This is a genomic window from Shinella sp. HY16, assembly GCF_028534175.1.
Lineage (GTDB): Bacteria > Pseudomonadota > Alphaproteobacteria > Rhizobiales > Rhizobiaceae > Shinella.
Genome location: NZ_JAHYXL010000001.1, coordinates 1,492,177 through 1,510,886, shown reverse-complemented (window position 1 = coordinate 1,510,886; position 18,710 = coordinate 1,492,177). Strand labels below are relative to the sequence as shown.

The 18,710-nt window shown below is 60.1% G+C and carries 28 protein-coding genes and 1 tRNA gene; 9 read left to right on the top strand and 20 right to left on the bottom strand.

Annotated elements, in window-relative coordinates; all coding sequences use genetic code 11:
* Nucleotides 1-75 precede the first annotated feature (75 nt).
* The 7 genes from K0P03_RS07730 (at nt 76) to K0P03_RS07695 (ending at nt 3,033) form a co-directional block, all read left to right on the top strand.
* Nucleotides 76-149, top strand: a tRNA-Cys gene (locus K0P03_RS07730).
* A gap of 590 nt (nt 150-739) precedes the next feature.
* Nucleotides 740-1,048, top strand: a complete 309-nt coding sequence (locus K0P03_RS07720; protein WP_272789305.1) for a hypothetical protein — start codon at nt 740-742, stop codon at nt 1,046-1,048.
* A 10-nt stretch (nt 1,049-1,058) separates the two neighbouring features.
* Nucleotides 1,059-1,397 carry a hypothetical protein gene (locus tag K0P03_RS07715; RefSeq protein ID WP_272789304.1) on the top strand — a complete coding sequence of 113 codons (339 nt, stop codon included), beginning with the start codon at nt 1,059-1,061 and terminating at the stop codon, nt 1,395-1,397.
* 4 nt (nt 1,398-1,401) lie between these two features.
* Complete coding sequence (locus tag K0P03_RS07710; RefSeq protein WP_272789303.1) at nt 1,402-1,620, top strand: hypothetical protein; 219 nt, start codon at nt 1,402-1,404, stop codon at nt 1,618-1,620.
* Between the two features lie 37 nt (nt 1,621-1,657).
* Nucleotides 1,658-1,909, top strand: a complete 252-nt coding sequence (locus tag K0P03_RS07705) for a hypothetical protein (protein ID WP_050747042.1) — start codon at nt 1,658-1,660, stop codon at nt 1,907-1,909.
* A gap of 108 nt (nt 1,910-2,017) precedes the next feature.
* Nucleotides 2,018-2,686 (top strand): SOS response-associated peptidase, encoded by a 669-nt coding sequence (locus K0P03_RS07700; RefSeq protein WP_272789302.1) that lies wholly within the window; start codon nt 2,018-2,020, stop codon nt 2,684-2,686.
* 98 nt (nt 2,687-2,784) lie between these two features.
* Entirely contained in the window at nt 2,785-3,033 is a 249-nt protein-coding gene (locus K0P03_RS07695; protein ID WP_130516192.1) for a DUF982 domain-containing protein, read from the top strand.
* Nucleotides 3,034-3,120: 87 nt separating this feature from the next.
* Here K0P03_RS07695 and K0P03_RS07690 read toward each other — a convergent pair whose 3' ends face one another.
* The 5 genes from K0P03_RS07690 to K0P03_RS07670 form a co-directional block, all read right to left on the bottom strand.
* Entirely contained in the window at nt 3,121-3,858 is a 738-nt protein-coding gene (locus K0P03_RS07690; RefSeq protein ID WP_272789301.1) for a hypothetical protein, read from the bottom strand.
* A gap of 106 nt (nt 3,859-3,964) precedes the next feature.
* Nucleotides 3,965-4,288: a hypothetical protein gene (locus K0P03_RS07685; protein WP_272789300.1), complete on the bottom strand. Its 324-nt coding sequence runs from the start codon at nt 4,286-4,288 to the stop codon at nt 3,965-3,967.
* The gene (locus K0P03_RS07680; RefSeq protein WP_272789299.1) at nt 4,285-4,668 is read right to left on the bottom strand and encodes a hypothetical protein; all 384 of its coding nucleotides are present in this window, start codon (nt 4,666-4,668) and stop codon (nt 4,285-4,287) included. Before K0P03_RS07680 ends, K0P03_RS07685 begins: the two co-directional genes overlap by 4 nt.
* Nucleotides 4,665-4,856 carry a hypothetical protein gene (locus K0P03_RS07675; protein ID WP_272789298.1) on the bottom strand — a complete coding sequence of 64 codons (192 nt, stop codon included), beginning with the start codon at nt 4,854-4,856 and terminating at the stop codon, nt 4,665-4,667. The genes K0P03_RS07680 and K0P03_RS07675 overlap by 4 nt, the downstream gene beginning before the upstream one ends.
* A gap of 2 nt (nt 4,857-4,858) precedes the next feature.
* On the bottom strand, nt 4,859-5,677 hold the full coding sequence (locus K0P03_RS07670; protein ID WP_272789297.1) for a hypothetical protein: 819 nt from the start codon (nt 5,675-5,677) through the stop codon (nt 4,859-4,861).
* Between the two features lie 227 nt (nt 5,678-5,904).
* On the opposite strand from K0P03_RS07670, the gene K0P03_RS07665 reads away from it, so the two are divergent.
* On the top strand, nt 5,905-6,519 hold the full coding sequence (locus K0P03_RS07665; protein WP_272789296.1) for a hypothetical protein: 615 nt from the start codon (nt 5,905-5,907) through the stop codon (nt 6,517-6,519).
* A gap of 431 nt (nt 6,520-6,950) precedes the next feature.
* On the opposite strand, the gene K0P03_RS07660 is transcribed toward K0P03_RS07665, so the two are convergent.
* The 14 genes from K0P03_RS07660 to K0P03_RS07595 are packed head-to-tail and all read right to left on the bottom strand — an operon-like array spanning nt 6,951 to nt 17,621.
* A complete protein-coding gene (locus K0P03_RS07660) occupies nt 6,951-7,523 on the bottom strand; it encodes a DUF4376 domain-containing protein (RefSeq protein ID WP_272789295.1) in 573 nt (190 codons plus the stop codon).
* Nucleotides 7,523-8,338 carry a YncE family protein gene (locus K0P03_RS07655; protein WP_272789294.1) on the bottom strand — a complete coding sequence of 272 codons (816 nt, stop codon included), beginning with the start codon at nt 8,336-8,338 and terminating at the stop codon, nt 7,523-7,525. The genes K0P03_RS07660 and K0P03_RS07655 overlap by 1 nt, the downstream gene beginning before the upstream one ends.
* Entirely contained in the window at nt 8,338-8,670 is a 333-nt protein-coding gene (locus K0P03_RS07650; protein ID WP_272789293.1) for a hypothetical protein, read from the bottom strand. The genes K0P03_RS07655 and K0P03_RS07650 overlap by 1 nt, the downstream gene beginning before the upstream one ends.
* Before the next feature lie 3 nt (nt 8,671-8,673).
* Complete coding sequence (locus K0P03_RS07645) at nt 8,674-9,390, bottom strand: hypothetical protein (protein WP_272789292.1); 717 nt, start codon at nt 9,388-9,390, stop codon at nt 8,674-8,676.
* A 2-nt stretch (nt 9,391-9,392) separates the two neighbouring features.
* Nucleotides 9,393-9,908, bottom strand: a complete 516-nt coding sequence (locus K0P03_RS07640; protein ID WP_272789291.1) for a hypothetical protein — start codon at nt 9,906-9,908, stop codon at nt 9,393-9,395.
* A gap of 10 nt (nt 9,909-9,918) precedes the next feature.
* Nucleotides 9,919-11,226, bottom strand: a complete 1,308-nt coding sequence (locus K0P03_RS07635) for a hypothetical protein (protein ID WP_272789290.1) — start codon at nt 11,224-11,226, stop codon at nt 9,919-9,921.
* On the bottom strand, nt 11,198-12,004 hold the full coding sequence (locus K0P03_RS07630) for a DUF2612 domain-containing protein (RefSeq protein ID WP_272789289.1): 807 nt from the start codon (nt 12,002-12,004) through the stop codon (nt 11,198-11,200). The genes K0P03_RS07635 and K0P03_RS07630 overlap by 29 nt, the downstream gene beginning before the upstream one ends.
* Nucleotides 12,004-12,891 (bottom strand): hypothetical protein, encoded by an 888-nt coding sequence (locus K0P03_RS07625; protein ID WP_272789288.1) that lies wholly within the window; start codon nt 12,889-12,891, stop codon nt 12,004-12,006. Before K0P03_RS07625 ends, K0P03_RS07630 begins: the two co-directional genes overlap by 1 nt.
* Nucleotides 12,888-13,247, bottom strand: coding sequence for a hypothetical protein (locus K0P03_RS07620; RefSeq protein ID WP_272789287.1), 360 nt, complete (start codon nt 13,245-13,247; stop codon nt 12,888-12,890). The genes K0P03_RS07625 and K0P03_RS07620 overlap by 4 nt, the downstream gene beginning before the upstream one ends.
* Nucleotides 13,244-13,903, bottom strand: coding sequence for a Gp138 family membrane-puncturing spike protein (locus K0P03_RS07615; RefSeq protein WP_272789286.1), 660 nt, complete (start codon nt 13,901-13,903; stop codon nt 13,244-13,246). The genes K0P03_RS07620 and K0P03_RS07615 overlap by 4 nt, the downstream gene beginning before the upstream one ends.
* The gene (locus tag K0P03_RS07610; protein ID WP_272789285.1) at nt 13,900-14,862 is read right to left on the bottom strand and encodes a baseplate hub protein; all 963 of its coding nucleotides are present in this window, start codon (nt 14,860-14,862) and stop codon (nt 13,900-13,902) included. The genes K0P03_RS07615 and K0P03_RS07610 overlap by 4 nt, the downstream gene beginning before the upstream one ends.
* Nucleotide 14,863: 1 nt before the next feature.
* Nucleotides 14,864-15,178 (bottom strand): phage baseplate plug family protein, encoded by a 315-nt coding sequence (locus tag K0P03_RS07605; RefSeq protein ID WP_272789284.1) that lies wholly within the window; start codon nt 15,176-15,178, stop codon nt 14,864-14,866.
* Nucleotides 15,175-15,738, bottom strand: a complete 564-nt coding sequence (locus K0P03_RS07600; RefSeq protein WP_272789283.1) for a phage baseplate protein — start codon at nt 15,736-15,738, stop codon at nt 15,175-15,177. Before K0P03_RS07600 ends, K0P03_RS07605 begins: the two co-directional genes overlap by 4 nt.
* Nucleotides 15,735-17,621, bottom strand: coding sequence for a tape measure protein (locus K0P03_RS07595; protein ID WP_272789282.1), 1,887 nt, complete (start codon nt 17,619-17,621; stop codon nt 15,735-15,737). The genes K0P03_RS07600 and K0P03_RS07595 overlap by 4 nt, the downstream gene beginning before the upstream one ends.
* Before the next feature lie 121 nt (nt 17,622-17,742).
* On the opposite strand from K0P03_RS07595, the gene K0P03_RS07590 reads away from it, so the two are divergent.
* Nucleotides 17,743-18,075 carry a hypothetical protein gene (locus K0P03_RS07590; protein ID WP_272789281.1) on the top strand — a complete coding sequence of 111 codons (333 nt, stop codon included), beginning with the start codon at nt 17,743-17,745 and terminating at the stop codon, nt 18,073-18,075.
* Nucleotides 18,076-18,244: 169 nt separating this feature from the next.
* Here the strand turns inward: K0P03_RS07590 and K0P03_RS07585 are convergent, their stop codons facing one another.
* Nucleotides 18,245-18,700 (bottom strand): phage tail assembly chaperone, encoded by a 456-nt coding sequence (locus tag K0P03_RS07585; RefSeq protein WP_272789280.1) that lies wholly within the window; start codon nt 18,698-18,700, stop codon nt 18,245-18,247.
* Nucleotides 18,701-18,710 lie beyond the last annotated feature (10 nt).

Here is an 18,710-nt window from a genome sequence, read left to right as displayed (position 1 = left end):
TCGGAATAAGCCCCTTGCGCCCTTTCTCAATTCGTTCTAAACGCCCGGCACCACACGCTTTATAGCAAAACGGATGGCCTCGTGGCGGAGTGGTGACGCAGAGGACTGCAAATCCTTGCACCCGAGTTCGATTCTCGGCGAGGCCTCCACCCCCTTCAAACCATCACCGTAATGGATTGAAAATACGAATGTATTTTCTCGGTGTGGCAATATGGGCTTGAACCGTTCCGCCACACCAGAATCAGGTGTGGCAGCAGGTTCTCGAAATTTTCCCGGCCTCTCCACTCTCGATCGCTTTCACGCTTCAGCACCAAAGTTCTTCATCCAGGCGCTCGGTTGGATGGGACAAAAGATATTGCTGAGCCACGACCAGACAAACCACACGCCCCGAAGATTCTAGGATTATCTTCACAGCCCGCTTGACTCAAATCCTAGCAGGAACATATTGAGAACAAGCCGGCGATGCGGCCGCTATCTGACAACCAAATCTGATGCCTGCTGTGGCACAAGACACAGGAGAACGACGACGTGCGCCCGCTCGAAAAACAACCTGAAACCTCCAACGAAATCGATGAAGCTCTATCCTGGCACGATGGTGATGCTCGCGCTGCAATAGCTACTCTGCTGGCTGACTGTGCCTACCTGCGCTGGCAGCTGGAGCTTGCTGATCGAGCGATGGGCGCTGGGTTCACACGCGGTTGGCGCCCCCACGCCGAGCGGGAGTAACGGCGGCTAAGCCATGCGCCACCGCCGCGGCATTGATATCTCCGCCGGTAACCCTATGGACCCCGCCACGCTAATCGGCGTGAACGTCTACGTGAACAGCCGCCAGCACTCTGTCGCCCTTCAGGATATTCCGGAATGGTACGAGCTCGGCGCTCGCTGCTCGCGGTGTAAGCACGCCGGATACCTTGATCGATGGGATCTGGCGCGCCGCTTTGGCCGGAAGCGCATGATCATCACGCTCGAGCCGAAACTTCGCTGCACTCGATGCGGAAATCGAGAAGCGAACGACTTCGTTCTGGCCAAAATCCACCGAAACGCTTGAGGAGAGAACGATGAGCTATCGCAAGGGAGAGCTGACGACCGCGGGCATCAATGAGGGTTGGCCACACCAAATTGCGCGGCTTTCCTCGCTGGGCACCATGAAACAAGCCGACGTTATAGCGGCATTTTGCGCCAATCTCTCGCTGTGCCCGAGAGGCCATACCGTGGTTTGGGAGGGTGAATGGCATCGCGTCTACTGCTTCGCCAAGCGCGAGGACGCCGAGGCTTTCGTTGAGCGATTCGGTGGTGAGTGGTTCGACCCCCGCGATAAGGGTTCCGGGCACTACTGGCACTTCTGGTACAAGGGCCGGGCGGCGGCCAAGGATGCGAAAAAACGGGCGAGGAGATGACGGCATGTCGAGACTCGCCTACACCGACGGCATGGCCGATGACCGTACCGACACCCGACTCCATACGCCCGATGAACACTATTGCGAGCACGCCGGCTGCAATGCTTGGGGCGGGCTCGGCTATTCAGCCGGCACGAACACCGCTCCACGGTGGTGGTGCGCAGCTCACTATCCGTATTGGCCGGACGAGATACGCGCGAAGTTCCAGGCCTTGCCCGCATAACGCGACCGCCCTATCCTCTCTACTGGGAGGATAGCCTATGGCAATCTCTGGTCCAAAGCGCAGCGGTGACTACCCGGACCGCCTCGTCGGCTGTGAGCAAGCGATTGAGGCTGAGTTGCAAGCCCTGATCGCGAGGGCGATGGATGCCGGCTGGGACGAGATGGAGGCCTGCAGCGCAATCTCATCGCTTGCTGATCATCATGTCCTTGGATTGCTGGCCAACGCTGAAACCGACCGGCGGATATCCGCGGCCGATTCAAGCGGCATCTTCCTACGGGCGCAACGCTGATGCGGCTTTTCTTCGGCTACCTCTGGCTGGGCATTCTCCTCCTCTGCGCCATCGCAGGCCTGTTCTCCCCTCTCATCCGGTATTTTTTCGCAAGTTGAGGATGCGCTGATGTGCGGACGCTTTACGCAAATGATGTCGTGGCGCGAGCTCGTTGCTCTCTACCGCCTCACAGACAAATTTCTGATCCGAAACACCGAGGCGCGGTTCAATATCGCCCCCACACAAACCGTACCGTTTATCCGGATGGACGATGAGGGCAACCAGGTTGTCGATGACGGCCGGTGGTGGCTCGTGCCTCATTGGGCCAAGGAGATGCCCAAAGCCGCGATGTTCAACGCGAGGATCGAGACCGTTGATACCTCGCCGGCATTTCGGGACGCATTCAAGATGCGCCGGTGCCTCATTCCTGCAGATGGCTTCTATGAGTGGACCAAGGCCGAGGACGGCGGCAAGGATCCGTGGCTTATTCAGATGCCGGGCGAGAGGCCGATCGCCTTCGCCGGCCTGTGGGCTCACAACAGCAAGCTCGACGTCACGAGCTGCACCATCATCACCGCGCCGTCGATAGCGCCCATCAGTCAGATCCACGACAGGATGCCAGTCATCCTTGACCCGGAGGTTTTCGAGGGGTGGCTCAACCCGGCCACTCCGAAGGAAAACCTCAAGGGCATCCTGGCCCATCACCTCGACGGCCAGATGCAGATGCATCGGGTCAGCCGAGACATCAACAGCTCCAGGTTTACGGGGCGCCCGGCGCCGATTATAAATTCCCTTTAGGGGAACAACATCTCCGGCTTTGCGTTCCCCAGCACGTTCACTCTATCTTTTCCACCTGCCCCGCTCCGGCGGGGCCTTTGTTTTGCGTGGAGGAAAACATGGACAGGGGCGAATGGAGCCTCCCAGTCACCTTCGAAACCGAGAGGCTTGGAGCTTATCTGACGATATCGTCGACGGCGGAGGCGGCGCGGGTGTTGCTCGAGCATTGGCCATTGGATCGGGGCAAGGCTTTGAAGAGGGCGAAAGCCGCTTGCCTGCTGGTTCTCCAAGGGAAAGCAGATGCCGAGATTGCCCGAGAAGCATTTATGAAAGCTGCCGCGGAGGCTGACGTGTTTGTCAGGCCCTGAAACGAGAAAAGCCCCTCCATCCCCGAAGGGACAGAGGGGCGAAGGCTTCGGCAGCCGAATTTTCACGGATCCCGCCCGAGCTTCGAATTAGAACAGGAAGTCGGAATCAAGAAGAGACGCTTTGTCGAAGTCCTTAAGCACAATCTTTACGCCGTTGCCCGGGGTGATATGCACATCTTCGTCCACCTGCTTGACGTGCTTGCTCATAAGGTCCTCGAACCCTTTAAGGCCCTTTAGCCGAGTGAGATCCAAGACATCTTCACCGTTCCCGAAATCAACGACGACATCACTACCCGAGCTCTTGCGGAATAAGAAGACGTCGGCTCCATCACCACCAGTTAGTTTGTCCCGTCCCTTCCCACCATCAATAACGTCGTCCCCACCGCCACCGTCAACAACATCATTGCCGCCCAGGCCAAAGATTTTGTCAGCGCCGTCTCCGCCGAAAATCTTCTCTGCGAACTTGGTACCTGTCGTCGCACCGCCTTCGGCAAGAAGCAGGTCCAGCGCCGATTTAGCATTCCCGGACAAAATTGCGCCGTAAACATCGGTCGCAGATACTGACAAATCGCTGAGCTCAATCACCTGCCTGCCCTGAAGAACAACCCTGACAGAGGTGATTTCACCCGCGGTCACTCCAGTTATCACGCCCTTCTCATCGGTCGTGTATTCCAAGCCCGTACCGCCGAACTCGATGTAGGTTTTCTTGCTTGAAAAAACAGTCAGATGATCAGCGTCGGCCTCGACCGACTTCACCTTCGAAAATTTGTCGAAGCCCTTTTTCAAGCCGTTCAAGAGAACGAGCTTCGTATTGACAACACCCATGGTAGACTCCACCGCAAAACCTTGCGTGAGGCTACAGCCGCCTGCTTTAACAAGAGCTAACGCAAACGGGACAAATTTAGCGACCGGAAACGAACGTTTTTATCGGCTACCCATTCTCCCCCTTGATGCGGCGAACCACCATCTCGAAGAGCGCGTCTGAAATCCACATCGCCGAAACCCCGATCAAGAATGCCGCGGCATGCTGCGCAGCGATTTCATCGGGCGGAAGCGGCCAATTGACGACGCCGAGATAGTGCACCACCGGAGAGGTGAGATATCCGGCCGCGAGCGCGCCGCAGATCGGAGACGCCACAAGCTCGCGGACCTTATACGACCGGCGGGACAGAGCACGGAGAATGCCGCCAGAAAGGCCAGCGAGCACCACGCTCATCTTGATACCGAGCGCGTCAAAGAGTTCGGGCGGCGTCATTTCGATTTCCACTTCGCAAGAATTTGCTCGCCGGTCTTCGCAAGGAAGAGTGAGCCGATGATTGCCCCGGCCCAGTCGTTCAGCGGGGCCGGCAATGCGGCAATTGTCCAGTCCTGCGGATAGGCGCACTTCGCGCACCAGAGGACCGAATAGACGCAGACGGAGCCGAACCAGAGGCCGAGTGGCGCGATGAAGAAGAGAGGGAACCACCAGCCCCGGCCGCCGAGGACTGCAGCCTGGGCGGTAATGTAGGTCTCGACGGCGCCCGCCTTGACGCGCTCCCGCTCGGTCTCGTTGTCGAGTTTGTGGTCGACTGTATCGAGGATACGATCGAGCGTGCCGCCGGTGAGCCAGCCGAAAAGCTTGGCGATCAGGCTCATGTGGCCCACCCGAGCCGCTTTGCTGCGGCATAGGCCATTTCGACCCCTGCCCCGAGCGCCAGGCCGACGAGCATGATCAAATCCGGGTCAGCGCCGATCTGGTTGCCGAGGTCAGCATCGAGGTATCCGGCCGTGACGAGAGCTGCAGCGAGATAGCGCAGCGCGATACGAGCAATGACGGCGGCCATGGCTAATTTCCTTTCAGGAGCTTGGCGAGGGCGGCGATGAGAGCCGAAAGCCAGTTGCCAGAGGGGACCGGGCCTTGCTCGATCTTGGCGGGCGGCTCCGTTCCGGCGGCGGGCGCGTCTGCGGCCGGGATATGCCGCGCTGGAGTGCGTTCAGCGCCGGGCAAAGCCGTTTTGGTGGCAGATTTGTATCCTGCAGCGACAAGCGCTCGCTCAAAGGCCACGGCATATCCGGCAATCTTCTCGGCCTTGTCCGTGCCGTTGACGATCCGGCGCGCACCGACATAGTCAGCCCGGCCATCGGTGATGTAGTCGGACAGGGATTTGCCCGTGAAGCTGCCAAGCTCCATGCCGATGAAAAGGATCTGGACAGCGATCGGAAGCTCCAGCGCCTTCGACGGGTCCTTCACGAGATCGACGCCGATCAGCAAGCCGAGCTTGGCGTAATTGGCCTTGTGCGTGATCTGGACCAGGCCGCGGCCGAACCACGATTTGTCATCGGCATCCTTCCGCCAGTATGGCGTTCTGACGCTGCCGAGCTTCCCGGCCTTCCATGCCTCATCAAGGCGCCTGATGACCGTATCATCAGATGGATCGCGGTCCTTGCTGCTGGCATAGACCGTTTCCTTGACCGGCTGCATCTGGCCGCCGGTCTCGTGGTAGTCGGTGGCCAGGATGTAGGCGGCGTGCCTCAGGGGTGTCCCTCGCCGCTCCGCCTCGTTCAAGACAGCCTCGCAGCCGTAAACCTGACCCTGAGTAAGCGACGTGCCGAAGATGCCGGACGCGCGAGCGCGCGCCGACGCATAGAATGCGCTGCGGTTCATGATATTGTCCTTTGGGTTTCAATCTACGCCCCAGGAAGGGCGGCATCAGCTGTGACGGGCATCAAAGGTCGGAAACTCAACGATCAGCCTGTCTATACCCCCTGCGACTGGATGCTCAGCATGGAGTGTGCTGAAGGAGGAATATTGTATTTTGCTTGTAAACGTTGCTTCCTAGATCGATCAGGGCAATGCGCATCCAGCGCAGGCGATATCGAAACGAGTGCGACATGCTCAACATGCATTATACGAATGCTAGTTTCTACAGCCTCCCCAAGAGCCACCAAGCAGGTTTCGCGCCGGGGTCCTGGCGTGTAGTTCTCGTGCCCGCTGGCACAAAGCTGTTCAAGTTAAGTCAGTACGAGATAACGAGTAAATGGGGGACAACACCATGGTGGAGCCCTGTCGACCCCTTTTTGGATGACAAATCGGGCATAAGAGCCGCCTATGAGAAAGCAAAAGCGGATAATCAAACGCTGGCGCAAGTTGTCCGCCATCTTTCATCCGTCTGCATAGATTGGAACGAGCTGACGAATTTTCAGCAGATCAGACTCCGCGTGGACGCAAAGGCGTTTTGGGGCACGTTTAATCCGATGCCAAAATTCTCCAATGCTCCCTGGCTTGTCGGAAATGAGAACCCAGATTCCATCGCGACCTTGAAAAAGGTCAAGAAGATGAACGAGATCGAGAAGAAGGATGGCCTCCGAGATAAGTCGGAAGTCAAAGGTGCCAAGTCCTGGCAGCTCCATATCGCAAACATGAAGCCGGAGCACTTCGAAGTTCTGCCCGAAATCCCGAGCCATGAAACTGCAACGATCGGCATCGCGCTCGGTTTCGTCAGATAATAGATGTCGTTTGCGCCTCGGCGTCTCGTTCGCCATCACCACCATGACGATGAAGAGGCTTCGTTGTCAGGATTGCAGACGGCCAATTCGCTCGAAGGATAGCATCGTCGCGAGAATGCGGATGTTCTTGATGGGCTGCCTGCAGGTTCGGTGGAACAAAGTTGAGCGGTAGCGCGTATTTTGGACGCTCTCGGCCCGCTTATGCGGATACCCCCCGTCGAGAGCAAGCCGGGGCCTGGTAGTCTGGAGCATGCCAGGTCTCGGCGCCTATCGCTTCTGCGACGGATCTCAACCGCGGGACATCATCGGGACGACCAAATTTGGTGCTGTTCAGAAGCCAGCATTGGGCAGATATAGTAACAGGCTGGCTGCACTTCCCGCCAGCATGAGACCCGGTTGAGCTCCCGGGGGCGTTCCCGGGTCTCGCAACTCTACGGCCAGTATACGTTGTCGGCGAAGTCCGCCGAAACCGGGTCCGCGTCCTTGATCGCGCGTGCCGCAAAGATGTGCGCCGTTTTATGCGCCATGGCTGCGAGGCCGAAGGCGTAGACGGTTTGAGCATCCATCGGGTTGAGGCTGTTGTCGGCAGCGATCCATGCGAAATCGCTGTCACCACCGTGCCAGCGGAGATCACCCGGCAACGCGCCTTGCACCATAGCGCCGAGCGCCGCCGTTCCGGCACCCATGATGTTCTCGCGGTCTTCCGGCCGGGACTGGTAGATCACCCCGGCGAAAACGAAGCCGGCGGAGATACGGCGGTCTCGTTCGGCATCGACCTGCTCTTCGGTCGGAGGCGGCAAGGCCGTCACCGTCCAAGCCGCTCCGTCCCATCCAAGATGCTCGGTCGCGGGATCATATGCTGGCGCGTCGGGCGCGACCACATAGCCGGCATCCGCGATCTCGCCGGCCGTGAACGAAGCCGTATCGGTACGGATGAAGCCGTTGGACAGTGTGATGGAGGCAGGCAGAGGGGCCGGCCATGAACCGTTGCGGGTGTAGAGCATCAGACGCCTCCGAACTGGTTGAGGTAGCCGTTGACGTCCATCGCGAAGAGCGCCTTCCCATCCTCCCGGTAATGGAATTCGCGGACACCACTGATCAGAAGAACGGTTGGATTGGCGGGCAGCCCCGCCGACATCACCCAAGGGGTCACAAACGAAAAATCGGCAATGGAATTGGCCGCTACGCGGGTATGGAAAGCCTTCGTCCCATCAGGACTTATGGCGACACTGTATTCTGGTGACAACGCGCTATTGCTGGCGGTATGCGATGCTGACGAAATCAGCCAAGGCGTCGAGAGCGTGTACTCGCGAAGATTGTTGTTGTTGACACAAATCAACTTGGAGCCATCAGGCTTGAAAGCAAGCCCGCTTGGCGTCGTGCCTTGAGCGCTCACGGCTATCGCGCCAACATGAGCAACTGTGGAAATATCCCAAGGCGTGGAAAGCGAATATTGGCGTATCCAGGCGGTTGCCGTGTCGTCCGTGACGTAGAGCGCAGTTCCGTCTGGCTTGAAGGTAAGTCCGCGAACCGTACCCATCGACGGTAGGACCGCGCTCCCGACATATACCGCACTGTCTACGCGCCACTTCTTCGCAAGCCTGAATTCATGAATGGTGTCGTCGCTAGAGCGAAGGACATAAAACCTGGTTCCGTCAGGCTTGAAGTAAAGGCCACGCGGGCTCGCCACCGTACCACCAACATTGAAGCGCGGCACAAGGGTCAGCGGCTGGAACGCGGCGCCCTCATAGGTGGCGCCGCCGGCTGCCTTCGCCGTTAAGATCGAGCTATGTCCGCCCGTGTGTCGAATACGAGGCATCACATATCCTCATCATAGTAGACGACAGTCACATGGATATCGCCGGCGGCCGAGGCCAGCGCCACAAGGTCATCACCAGCCTCAAGGCTGAAAGCCCCCACGATCGCCGGGATAGCGTCCTTGACGGGCACGGGAGCCTGCGAGAGCAGCGGATTGACGGCGGCCGAGCGGAGCCACCGCACCGTGACGTTGGCCTCATTTGCCGCGTCGATGCTCGTGCATTGGATCATCGTGACATGCCGGACCTTACTCGCTGGCACGGCGTCGTGCATGATGCGCTGCGCGGCGGTGGTGAGTTCGAGTCCGAACGTCCTCGGTTTGGAAATGGCCATGGCTTACCCCGCAATCCAGCGTGTGAAATAGAGTGCGCCGCGCACCTGGTCGGTGACCGTGCCGGCGGCTGCATTGGCCGCGGCAGCGGCATCTTCGGCGGCTTCGACCGCGCCGGCGACACTCGCAACGACCGGCGTCAGTTGCTCCTCAACCGCTTCGTCGATGATCGGGCCGATTGTGGTTGCCAAAATGAGATTGAGGTCGTCATTCGTGATGAAGTTCGGCTTGTTCTGGATGTAGGCGGCCGAGAGCGGATCGGTAACCGACCAGTCGGCCTGTACGTTGAGAGGCACGATAAAGTCCTCCAGTTCCTCGGTTGTGAGTTGGCCGGCGGGAAAGGCGTAGACGATCTGAACGAACGGCTGTCCCGAGCGCGGGATCAGCTGCGCGCCGTCCTTGACGACGACGTTCTTCTGGACCACGCCGCCGAAGGGATCGACCTTGACGAGGTCAAAGACGCCCGGGGGCAGATCGAGGCGGATATCGCCGCCGCGCGTGTCGATGCCGTCGGCAAAGGCCAGATAGACCGTTTCGTCGCCCCAGCGCACTGTGACGGCGAGGTCCGCGTTATTGAAGGACCGGCCCTTGATGATGTAGAGGCGCGCGCCGAAGCTGAACATGGCCACCGCGCCGTCCGGCAGCGGCGCCGTGGTGCGATCCAGCGCCCGCCCCTGCCTCGATTGGAACGGCAGGGAGAGGAAATTGGTGCAAGAGGCCATGATCAGCCACCGACGGCAGCGATGACCGCCTCGATATTCTTCGCCCCGTCGATGGCGACGTAGCGTGCGGAGCGAAAGGCTTCCGCCTCGGCCACCTTGGCGGCGTAGACCTTGGCCTTCTTGATCACGGATTTCGCGATGGCTTCCGGCCTACTGCCGGTCGCCTCGGTAACGGCGGCAATGTAGATCGTGTCACCGACCGAGCCGCCCGCCAGGATGGCATTGGCCTCGATGACCTTCGACGGCCACGTGTCACGCTCTTCCTGTGGATAGTCCTCACGAAGATCGGCGAGCATGCCGGCCACCTCCTCCCGCGTCATCTGCCGAGCAAGGTCCCGGGCGGCGTCGATCGCAGAGCCGGTCAGGACATCGCGGCCGATATTGTCCTGCTTCAATTTGCTGTCCGGTACGATGCCGACAAGGACAGAGCCCCACTCGCGGTACATGCCCGCGTCGATGGTGGCCGCGTCGATGTGCCGGCCGATCACCTCGCCCGCTTCATTCATCACGATTTTCATGGGCTTACCCTTAGTTTTTGATGTAACAGTTGCCGTTTCCGACCGAGTTCGCGGTCGGAGACGCCGAAGCGGAGCCGGCATAGCCAGTGATCGTCATCGCCCCGAAATTCGAGCAGCGATAATCGCCGCTGGTGTTGCTGCCGGAATTGCTTTCCGCCGCATTGAGGCGCCCGCCGTTGAAGACGGAATAGCCATAGACCTTGTTGTTCTGGGACTGGCTTTCGCGGGCCTGGATGAAGCCGTCATTGGTGATGAGATAGCCGGAGCCCTCGTTATTCTTCGAGACCGACGCGCGCGCCTGGATGATCCCCGAGAGCGACACGAAATAGCCTGCGGAACCGGCGCCACCATTACCCTTGGCCGTCGAAACGTCGGCGATGACCGTGCCTCCGATGGATGCGGTGAAGCCCGCGTCGGCATTGCCGGATGCCACGCCGCCGCTGGCGACGATCGTACCGTTGTTCGTCACATTCCAGCCGGAAGCCGTGCAGCCCGACGCGGTGCAGCCTGGCGCGTAGATGATACCGCCGCGATCTACCAGATAACCGTTGAGGTAGTTGTGGACCGCGACGTTGGTGCCGCGGATATGGCCGCCCGAGGTCTTGATGCCATCGTTGGACCCGAGGCCGATACAGCACAGGTTCTCAAGCGTGAGATCACCTGTCCCGGTATCGACGGCCCCATTGGTGGATTCGATGATGGCCTTGAACCGCGTACGAAGCATCGCCGCATTGACAAGGCGGTCGGTGGAAATGTTGCCGACGCCGGACCCGGTGACCGAAAAGTTCGGTTCCGTCACCATGCCAGAAGGCAGAGCCGGGCCGATAATCTTGATGCGCAGGCCATCGGGATGGCCAGAAATCACCTTCGTGCCGATATTGTAGACGCCTTCGGCAACGTTCACGATGACCGTGGCGTCATTCGAGATGCGGAAGCGAGATAGATAATCCATCGCGTCTGCAGGATCATCAAAATCACCGGGCACGTTGATCACGCGGTCCTCGGAGATGATATCCTTATAGGTCTTCAGGACCTTGTCGAGGATCGTCTCGTCCGTCGGCGCATACGACATGCCAAGCTGCGTTGCCGCATACTCGATCTGCCGGGCGATCTTGTTGATGGCGTCCTGTTCCGCATTGAACAGCCAGTCAAAGAGCTTCGGGTCAGCGCCGCCGCAAGCCCAACCATTGGCAACTTCTGCTGCGGAGGGCGCGCGTCGATCGGGCGACGCGTTCGCCCACTCCTGCGGGAAAGGCAGAGTCATATTATCACCTGCTATTTGAGGGGGATCAGAGGAATTCGAGGTCTGCGGGGTCACCGGAATAGAACCGCCCCGTACAGAAGCCGGACCAATCCGGGCCGAAACCGAAAATGCCCGACTTCGGCTTACGCTCGAGCGGATCGGTGATGATCTTGTAGAAGGACGAGGTGCACATCTCGCCCCACCCGGCACCAAAGCCGAAAATGGCACCGTCACAGTGTGCCCAGGTCAGCTTTACGCCGGGCGCGATGGGAAGAACGTGTTCGGCAAGATGAAGGATCTGGAGTTCGTCCGGGGTGAAGAAGCGAGTGAGGCAGAGGATGATTTCCGCCCTTCCCTCCTTCACGATCACGCACTCCTCGCCGAACATGGCGGTTGCCGCTGCCACAAGGCTTTCGCGGGTGTAGTCGTTGGTCTGTGCCGAGTTGATTGCGACCGCGCGGGCCTTGAGATACCGCCGGTAAAGCTCGTCGTCCTCGAATGTGTACTCCTCGAACTGCGCGCCATCGCAGGCGAACCGGGCGCCCTCGCAAAACCCGAGGACGGGATAGCCCACGCTGCAATCATCGTCCTCGCAGGCAAAGCCGAAGACCTTGGCCCGGCTCCCCTGGCAATGCGTACGCGGCCAACCCAGCCACTTGCCGATCATGGTGAGCTGATCACCCATCGACGTATCGATGTTGAAAGCCGACTGGATCGCATCGCCGCGCTCGGCGACATCCGCCAGTTCTGACAGCACGGCCCGGATGAGGCCGAGCAGGTTCGGGCTTTCACGATATTGGGTGAGGACGCGGTTGATCCGCTCCTCTTCCATCGCCGCTTTGTCGATCGCCATCAGGAGAACCGCACGCTGATGTTTTTGGCCACGAGAACCGGGCGGGACAGAACATCGAACTGCAGGCCGTCGGCCGTGAGGTCGTTCGGATCGATACCCACGAGCGCGCTGGTGACGGAGAGACCGCCGATTGGTCCGAGCAGCGCTTCAATGCGCGCCTGGTCGATGAGATCGCCGTTGATCAGGCCGCAACCCCCGTTTGCCGCAGCATCGAGATAATCGACGACCTCCTGTGGCGACGTGAGGCCGCACGAGCAGACGTCCTGCACGAGACGAATGGTCAGGTCGGCATAGACCGGAATGTCATGGGGGCGGATGAAGTTGATCTGACGGCAATAACCGCCGATTGTCACCGGCACCGTCGTCATGCCGTAGAGCCCGATGCCCGAGATGGTGTTGTTGTAGATCGCCCGCGCCACATCCGCATCGTTGCCACCGATCACCGCGAACGCGATGGTGTGCGGCGGAATGCCGGACGAGTCCGAGAACTGCGCGCTGTTCTCGCGCACCGCCACCCAGGACACGCCATCGACCTCCATGACCTTCTGAATGCGGTCTGCCATATTGATGGCGCGATTGTTCTCGTTGGTGATAACCCGGGAAAACCGGGCGTCGTTGAGCGCGCCGCGCGACAGGCCGCGGATATTGCCGATCCGGTTGAGGTTCACACCCTCTGCCTGGGTCGGGTCATAGGACTGGTAGATGCCCTGGTTTCGCTCCTCCATCTCCGCCGCGAAATCGGTCATGAGCCCGAGAAGCTGACCGAGCGGCGATTGCGCCGTCATGATCACGCCCTCGCCGAAGACGGCCTCCATCTTGGTTTCCAGGCCAGAGAGGATTTCCTGCGGGGTCTTGAGGACATATCCGGTGGGCGTCACTCCGCTCATATCGCAACCACCTCCTGGTAGATCGTCATCACGTCGATGGATTTGATGTGCAGCCGGCGGGAACCGCGTTCGAAGGAGACGGAAAAGCCCTCGATCTCGGTCACGCCATCGGTCTCAAGGATCTCAGCTTTGACCACGGCCTCGGCGAGCGCCGGGTCATATCCCTTGCCGAGGATCTGATCGAGCCACGGGACGCCGGCCGAGGTGTCCAGGAACCATTCCCGCTCATAGGTCTGGAGCCGCTGGCGCGCATGCTGTCCGACGGCTTCGGCATCCGTGACGGTGGCGAGATTGCCGTCGGCGGCGAGAAAGAGGTCATTCGTCGCCTGGTCGAGTGCGAAAGCGAACCGGCTCATAGGGCCATCCCGCGCAGCTTGCCGGCAATCTCGGCGTATTGCGCCTGAAATTGCAGCGCATGGCCCGCGCCGCTGGACGACCCGTGCTTGATCTGGAGCGTGTCGGCCGCCAGCAGTTCCGCAAGCGACGCGAGAAGGTCGAACCAGTTGCCTTCGGCGCCGCGCATCCGGAACTTGCCGTCCTCGCTCATTTCGATGGCGAACTTGCCGTCGGCCGACCGGATTTCCATGTTGTCCGCGTTGAAGTTCGGGATGGGGTCGGTCAGTGCCTCTCCGCCGTCGAGGAACGCCTCATAGTCGCTGAGGGAGAACGTCCGAGCGTCAGATGCCTCGTAGTCCTCGCCGACATGGTAATTCTCGCTGCTGCGCATCTGCGGTCGGAGCGTGACCTTGTCGCCCGGCTTGATCGGCGTGGTGATGACGAACCCGCCGACGCGCTGGAAGCGGACCGGCACCTCATAGAGCTGCGGCATGTCCACGGGCTCGCCGCTGAACTTCGGTCTGTAAAGCGGCTGCACGGTGATTGTCTGGGCCTTGTCGTCGAAGCTGACCACCTCACCCGGCATTTCACCCCAGATCGCGCCGACTTCGGATTGCGCCCTGGTGGCGACGACATCGCGCTCCCGGTTCGTGACCTTGCCCGTGTAACCCGTCATTTCTTGCCCTCATCGACCTTGCCGCCCCGGACGCTTTCGCCGACGACCTCGCAGGTGAATTCGCCCTCACGGTTGTCGCCGCGATAGGAGCACTGCCCGACGCGGTACATGCCGCCGTCGGCGTTCATTTCGAGGAACCGTGACTTCACCTGCACGCGGCGGTTCGGGCGGATTTCCGGGTTCAGAAGGCAGGAGACGCGCACGCCATTGTCGGTGATGGCCGGTGTGTCGATCATGCCCGTTTCCGGGGCAATGACGACGACCATGCCGACATAGCCGTTGCCAGGCACGATCTCCATCGTCTGGTTCTGCAGGCTCCAGTAGAAGCCATGGCCCCGCCCGATCGTGTCCAGTTCCCTATAGCATCGGTCACAGGTCGCATAAGGCCGCTTGAACTCGGGCTTCATGTCGTCGGGGAACTTCCATTCCCCGCGCTTGACGCCTTCCTTCTCCAGCTCCTTGTACAGGTCTTCGACGACGTCCTTGACCGGTGTGCCCTTCGGATAGCTCTTGGACAGCTTCGCCCGGCGAATGGCCTTGTCACCGTCGCCGCAGGAGATGCGGGTGACGATATTCGGGCCTTGCCGCTTGTGCTCGACGTCGCGGATGGCGCCCTTGAAAAGGATGCCGACATTGCCGGAGCCGCCGGTGGCAACCGGAGCCTGGTCGGCAACCCAAACGCCGCCCTCGTTGCGACGGAAAGGCAGGACGCCCGGCCCGTTCATGCCGGCGGGCGGCATATACCCGGCCTCCAGGGTGATTTCGTCCAGTTCCTTGCCTATGCTGTTCCGGTGGCTCTCGGTCAGGTTCCACAACTCGATCGTGGCCGTGTTTGCCGAGCTCGAAACATCCTTGACGATGTCGAAGGCGATTTTCAGCTCGTGCTTCTGGATGCCGCCGGGATTGATCGTGAGCCCGCCGTTGAAACTGGCGCGCACTTTTCTGAGGTACTGCAGCATGTCAGGCGGCCGTAGCCATCTCAGCCGGCGAAAGCTGGTAGAGCTTCACCTTGCCGCCCGGCAGGGCGTTGCGGGTCGGCTCGGCATTGCCTGGCGAGAACGCGACGAGCGCACCGATACCGAACCCGAAGCCGCGCAGAAGATCGCGGTCGTTGACGATCCGCCGACCGTTCAGCACCGGCGCGTCATCAATCGAAAGATCGAACATCCAGCGGTCCAGCACCTTGTTGTAGCGCAGGCGGAGCGTCACCCGGCGATTGTCGAAGAAGGCCGAAAACTGCTGATCGGCCGCGTTGACGATGTTGAAGACGTTCATTCAAGGCCCCCGAACACCTGTTTGAGAAGTGACTGGTCGGTGACGGTGTTGGTGCCCGTGTCGCCGAGCTGCGTCGTGTTCGTCACGCGGTCGGCCGTGGTCTGGTCGCCGGAGCGCTCTTTGCTCAGGAGGCTGGAGCGAGTGCTGTCCTTGCCGCCCGGCTGGCCGCTGGTCCGTCCATTCGGATCCTCGGTGTAGGCCGTGCCGACGACGATGATCTCCTGGATTTCGGCCGTGCAACGAAGGATGCGCGCGGTATCCTTGTCCCGGTCGGCGTCGATGCGCTTGATGAGCATGCTGGAATAGACCTTCAGCCCGGTGACCAGGCTGAAGGGAACACGGCTTTCCTGGAAGGCCACCAGGGCGTTGAAGGACGCCGCGGCATTGGCGCTGGCGATGTCGAGCACGATCCGTTTCGGCAGGACGAAGGCATGGTCGGTGATGCGCGCCCCGGTCTCGATCGGGATTTCCGTGATTTCGAGATCGCTCTGATGCTTCTCCGAAACCACGCAGTTTACCGGCACCGGCCCAATGGCGCGGCTGAAGCCTATAGCCGTCATGCCTTATCGTCCTTCTCGAACCGCGTTCCGCCAGCGCGGCCGACGGCGGCGCCAATCGACGCGCCGACCTGAGCCCCAACAGCAGCCGACGCGTTGGCAACGCCGTTGACGACAACGTTGACACCGCCAACGCTGACGCTCTGGTCTCGGTTATCGGTCATCGGCTGTGTAACGGCCGCTGCGTTTCGACCGTCGCCCAACTTGGCGAGGTTCCGCTGAAGATTAGCCGGAAAATCTAGGTACGCATCCAACGATGCAGCTCGCCCGCCGTCGTCCGGTTGCGCGTAGGGATGTGCGGTATTTCTGCCGTCCTTGAACCAGTTTCGGGGAAGCCACGGACTGCCTTCGAACTTTTTGTTCCAGGTATCCGTCTGTTCCTTGTTTGACTTGAAGAATTCTTCGACGCCTTCTTTGGTGCCTGGAATTCCCTGAATTAGCTCCCAAGCATTGTAGAGCCCGAAAAGATTTGCCAGCCCGAGGCCTGGTCGCGAGCCTTTTCCGTTTTTCCCGGCTGCGGCCTCTCCCGCCGCCCCTATCGCAGCAGTTCCCTTCGCTACCTTTCCGGCAGCCATAAGGCCGAGCGCCCCCGCCAAGCTCCTGATCGCTCCCGCAAAAACACGAATACCGATCGCTGCGACGAATAGGCCTGCGGCAGCACCTGCGATCTTTCCGAGCACATCAGCGACCTGCGCCGGGTCCGCGCCGAGAAATTCGCCGAGAGCGTTGATGAAATCGCCAACGTAAGACTCCCCACCTCGAAGGTAGGTCAGAAAATCATCTACCGCGATTGCTGCCAACGCGAACCAGAACCACACAGGGCGGACATAGGCTAACAGCCCCGCCAGTAGAACCATCAGGGCTTGCCAGTTGCCGAGATCAACCTTGCCCCCGGAAATGCTTCGAAGGAAGTCCCCGACTTTGCCGCCGAACCCGTCAAGAAGTTCACCCAGCGTGGCCACGTTGCGAACAACGCGTTCGGCAAACCTCCATGCCAAGTCCAAAGCCCGAGACATGCCCTTGCTGATACTTTCAGCCCACCGATCGAGTGATCCGTCCTTCTCCAGGTTCGCGAGAGAGTCCATGATGCTTCGAACGCGGCTTTTAACATCCTCATAGATGCCGCGGTCAGAGATTTCCTTCAGGAAACCGGTCCAGCTATCGCCAAGGTTGGAGAGCATGCCGTCGAGGGTTCCGGACTGTTTCTGCATCGCGCCATCGAAACGACCGAAAATCTCCATCAATGCCTTGACGATCTCGGTCCCGTTTTTGGTGACCGTCTTCGTCATTTCCTGACCATTCTGCTGCCAGGAGTACGTGATTTTCTTGCCTTCGACTGAGGCTCGGATGCCGAATTCCTTCAGACGCTCATTCTCACCCTGCGCCGCGTCGGCAATCGCCTCCACGCCGGACATCAGGTCCTTGCCCATTGCGGAAGACGCGTTGCCGACTTTTTCAAGCACCCCGGTAGTCGGGTCGAGACCGTATGCTCGCAGGCGCACGAACGCCTCCGAGACCTGCGTGAGGTCATAAGGCGTGGTCTTCGCGAACTCTTGAACCCAGTCGAGAGAGGCCTTAGCCTTGTCCGCGCTGCCCTCGATCGTTTCAAGTGTCGCCTGCATTTTTTCAAATGCACGACCCGTCGAAATCACATCGCCTGGGAGGCTCCCAAGCATTTCGCCCAAGCGCAAAACGCCCATGGCAGCGATGTTGCCGACGAAGGTCCCGACGGCAACGCCCATAGCATTAAGTGCGTGGGACGCACGACGGGCATTTTTCTCTGCCAGGTCGACGCCGCGATTGAAGCGCGCTAGCTCTCCCTCCCCCCGAACGTCATAGCCCAGGATGGCGATAAGTTCGTCAATAATCAAAGCCTTGGGCTCCATGTGCAGTAGGCCACCGACGAGCCGCCGCGGCGCCGTCACGGGCTCATTGGTCGGTCTTGGCTACTTGAGGGTGTGGCACGCATTCGATTACATGCGCTTTTGAGGCATGCGGAGGGGTGACGTGCGAAAATTGACTCTGGCGATGATGGTATTCGGCTCTCTTACCGCAGCGCACGCGGCGGAAAAGGAGACGATCAATTATAACGCGGTCGGGTGCAAAGACCGGGAGACTTTGCAGAAGGGCATGGGCTTCATGCACGATGGCGATCGAGAGGCCTACACCAAGTTCTTCACCGACAAAGTTATGGCCGGCGATTGTACCCTGTTGGAAGAGGGGCAATCCGTTTTCGTAGAAGATCTAAGCCTCATGGCCGGTTTCGCCTGCGTCCGACCTCGCGGAGAGACCGACTGCTACGAAGTTGAGTTCGAAGCCATTCAGAAGAAGCCGAACTAGTCTGAAGGCTTTGCTCTTTCCGCCGACGCAGCTTTGATGTCCAGGCCCTCGTGACAGTCGAGGACATCGGCGAGCGTCACCCAAGTCCTTAGGTCGCCCGGCAGGTACAGCGGCGGCTCGGCAAGGATCGGCCGCCACAGGAATAGGTTGAGGTTCGGCGCGATGCGCTTTACCTCGCTTTCGGTGAGCCCGCTGCCTTCGCCCCGCGGTTGCCACTCGCCAGGGCGGCGGAGAAAAAATCACCAAGGGCCTCGCGCAGAACGAAGGTGACGACTGGAATGACGTCCTTCAGGTTTCCGCCCGAAAACTCCTGGTCGAAGACGATGCGGTCATAGTTGCGGCCGTCGTAGGAGACATGCGCCATCTCGCAGACGTCGGCCACGAGCTGCGCGACGGCGTCGGGCTCGGCACTGGCGAAGACATCCGAAATGGCCTTGACGGCAGCGGCATCCGACGCGGCGCGCTGGTCGTCGCTGGCTTTCGTGCCGCGGCCGGCGAAAATGACCGGCAGCTTCTCCACCGCCGGACCTATGAAGCGCATGATGCGCGCCTGAAGCTTGATCGCCTCGGTTGCAAGCAGGTCTTCCATCTTGAATGTTCTGCTGCCAATCTTCTGTTCAGCCATTGTTTACCTC

Coding starts and splice junctions, on each gene's coding strand:
- K0P03_RS07630 (WP_272789289.1), bottom strand. CDS start 12,004: ATGGCGATCGACAAAGCGGCGATGGAAGAGGAGCGGATCAACCGCGTC.
- K0P03_RS07585 (WP_272789280.1), bottom strand. CDS start 18,700: ATGGCTGAACAGAAGATTGGCAGCAGAACATTCAAGATGGAAGACCTG.
- K0P03_RS07665 (WP_272789296.1), top strand. CDS start 5,905: ATGCTCAACATGCATTATACGAATGCTAGTTTCTACAGCCTCCCCAAG.
- K0P03_RS07595 (WP_272789282.1), bottom strand. CDS start 17,621: ATGGAGCCCAAGGCTTTGATTATTGACGAACTTATCGCCATCCTGGGC.
- K0P03_RS07720 (WP_272789305.1), top strand. CDS start 740: ATGCGCCACCGCCGCGGCATTGATATCTCCGCCGGTAACCCTATGGAC.
- K0P03_RS07615 (WP_272789286.1), bottom strand. CDS start 13,903: ATGACGGGTTACACGGGCAAGGTCACGAACCGGGAGCGCGATGTCGTC.
- K0P03_RS07600 (WP_272789283.1), bottom strand. CDS start 15,738: ATGACGGCTATAGGCTTCAGCCGCGCCATTGGGCCGGTGCCGGTAAAC.
- K0P03_RS07610 (WP_272789285.1), bottom strand. CDS start 14,862: ATGCTGCAGTACCTCAGAAAAGTGCGCGCCAGTTTCAACGGCGGGCTC.
- K0P03_RS07625 (WP_272789288.1), bottom strand. CDS start 12,891: ATGAGCGGAGTGACGCCCACCGGATATGTCCTCAAGACCCCGCAGGAA.
- K0P03_RS07690 (WP_272789301.1), bottom strand. CDS start 3,858: ATGGGTGTTGTCAATACGAAGCTCGTTCTCTTGAACGGCTTGAAAAAG.
- K0P03_RS07705 (WP_050747042.1), top strand. CDS start 1,658: ATGGCAATCTCTGGTCCAAAGCGCAGCGGTGACTACCCGGACCGCCTC.
- K0P03_RS07660 (WP_272789295.1), bottom strand. CDS start 7,523: ATGCTCTACACCCGCAACGGTTCATGGCCGGCCCCTCTGCCTGCCTCC.
- K0P03_RS07685 (WP_272789300.1), bottom strand. CDS start 4,288: ATGACGCCGCCCGAACTCTTTGACGCGCTCGGTATCAAGATGAGCGTG.
- K0P03_RS07695 (WP_130516192.1), top strand. CDS start 2,785: ATGGACAGGGGCGAATGGAGCCTCCCAGTCACCTTCGAAACCGAGAGG.
- K0P03_RS07670 (WP_272789297.1), bottom strand. CDS start 5,677: ATGAACCGCAGCGCATTCTATGCGTCGGCGCGCGCTCGCGCGTCCGGC.
- K0P03_RS07700 (WP_272789302.1), top strand. CDS start 2,018: ATGTGCGGACGCTTTACGCAAATGATGTCGTGGCGCGAGCTCGTTGCT.
- K0P03_RS07710 (WP_272789303.1), top strand. CDS start 1,402: ATGTCGAGACTCGCCTACACCGACGGCATGGCCGATGACCGTACCGAC.
- K0P03_RS07640 (WP_272789291.1), bottom strand. CDS start 9,908: ATGAAAATCGTGATGAATGAAGCGGGCGAGGTGATCGGCCGGCACATC.
- K0P03_RS07680 (WP_272789299.1), bottom strand. CDS start 4,668: ATGAGCCTGATCGCCAAGCTTTTCGGCTGGCTCACCGGCGGCACGCTC.
- K0P03_RS07715 (WP_272789304.1), top strand. CDS start 1,059: ATGAGCTATCGCAAGGGAGAGCTGACGACCGCGGGCATCAATGAGGGT.
- K0P03_RS07675 (WP_272789298.1), bottom strand. CDS start 4,856: ATGGCCGCCGTCATTGCTCGTATCGCGCTGCGCTATCTCGCTGCAGCT.
- K0P03_RS07620 (WP_272789287.1), bottom strand. CDS start 13,247: ATGAGCCGGTTCGCTTTCGCACTCGACCAGGCGACGAATGACCTCTTT.
- K0P03_RS07645 (WP_272789292.1), bottom strand. CDS start 9,390: ATGGCCTCTTGCACCAATTTCCTCTCCCTGCCGTTCCAATCGAGGCAG.
- K0P03_RS07650 (WP_272789293.1), bottom strand. CDS start 8,670: ATGGCCATTTCCAAACCGAGGACGTTCGGACTCGAACTCACCACCGCC.
- K0P03_RS07605 (WP_272789284.1), bottom strand. CDS start 15,178: ATGAACGTCTTCAACATCGTCAACGCGGCCGATCAGCAGTTTTCGGCC.
- K0P03_RS07655 (WP_272789294.1), bottom strand. CDS start 8,338: ATGCCTCGTATTCGACACACGGGCGGACATAGCTCGATCTTAACGGCG.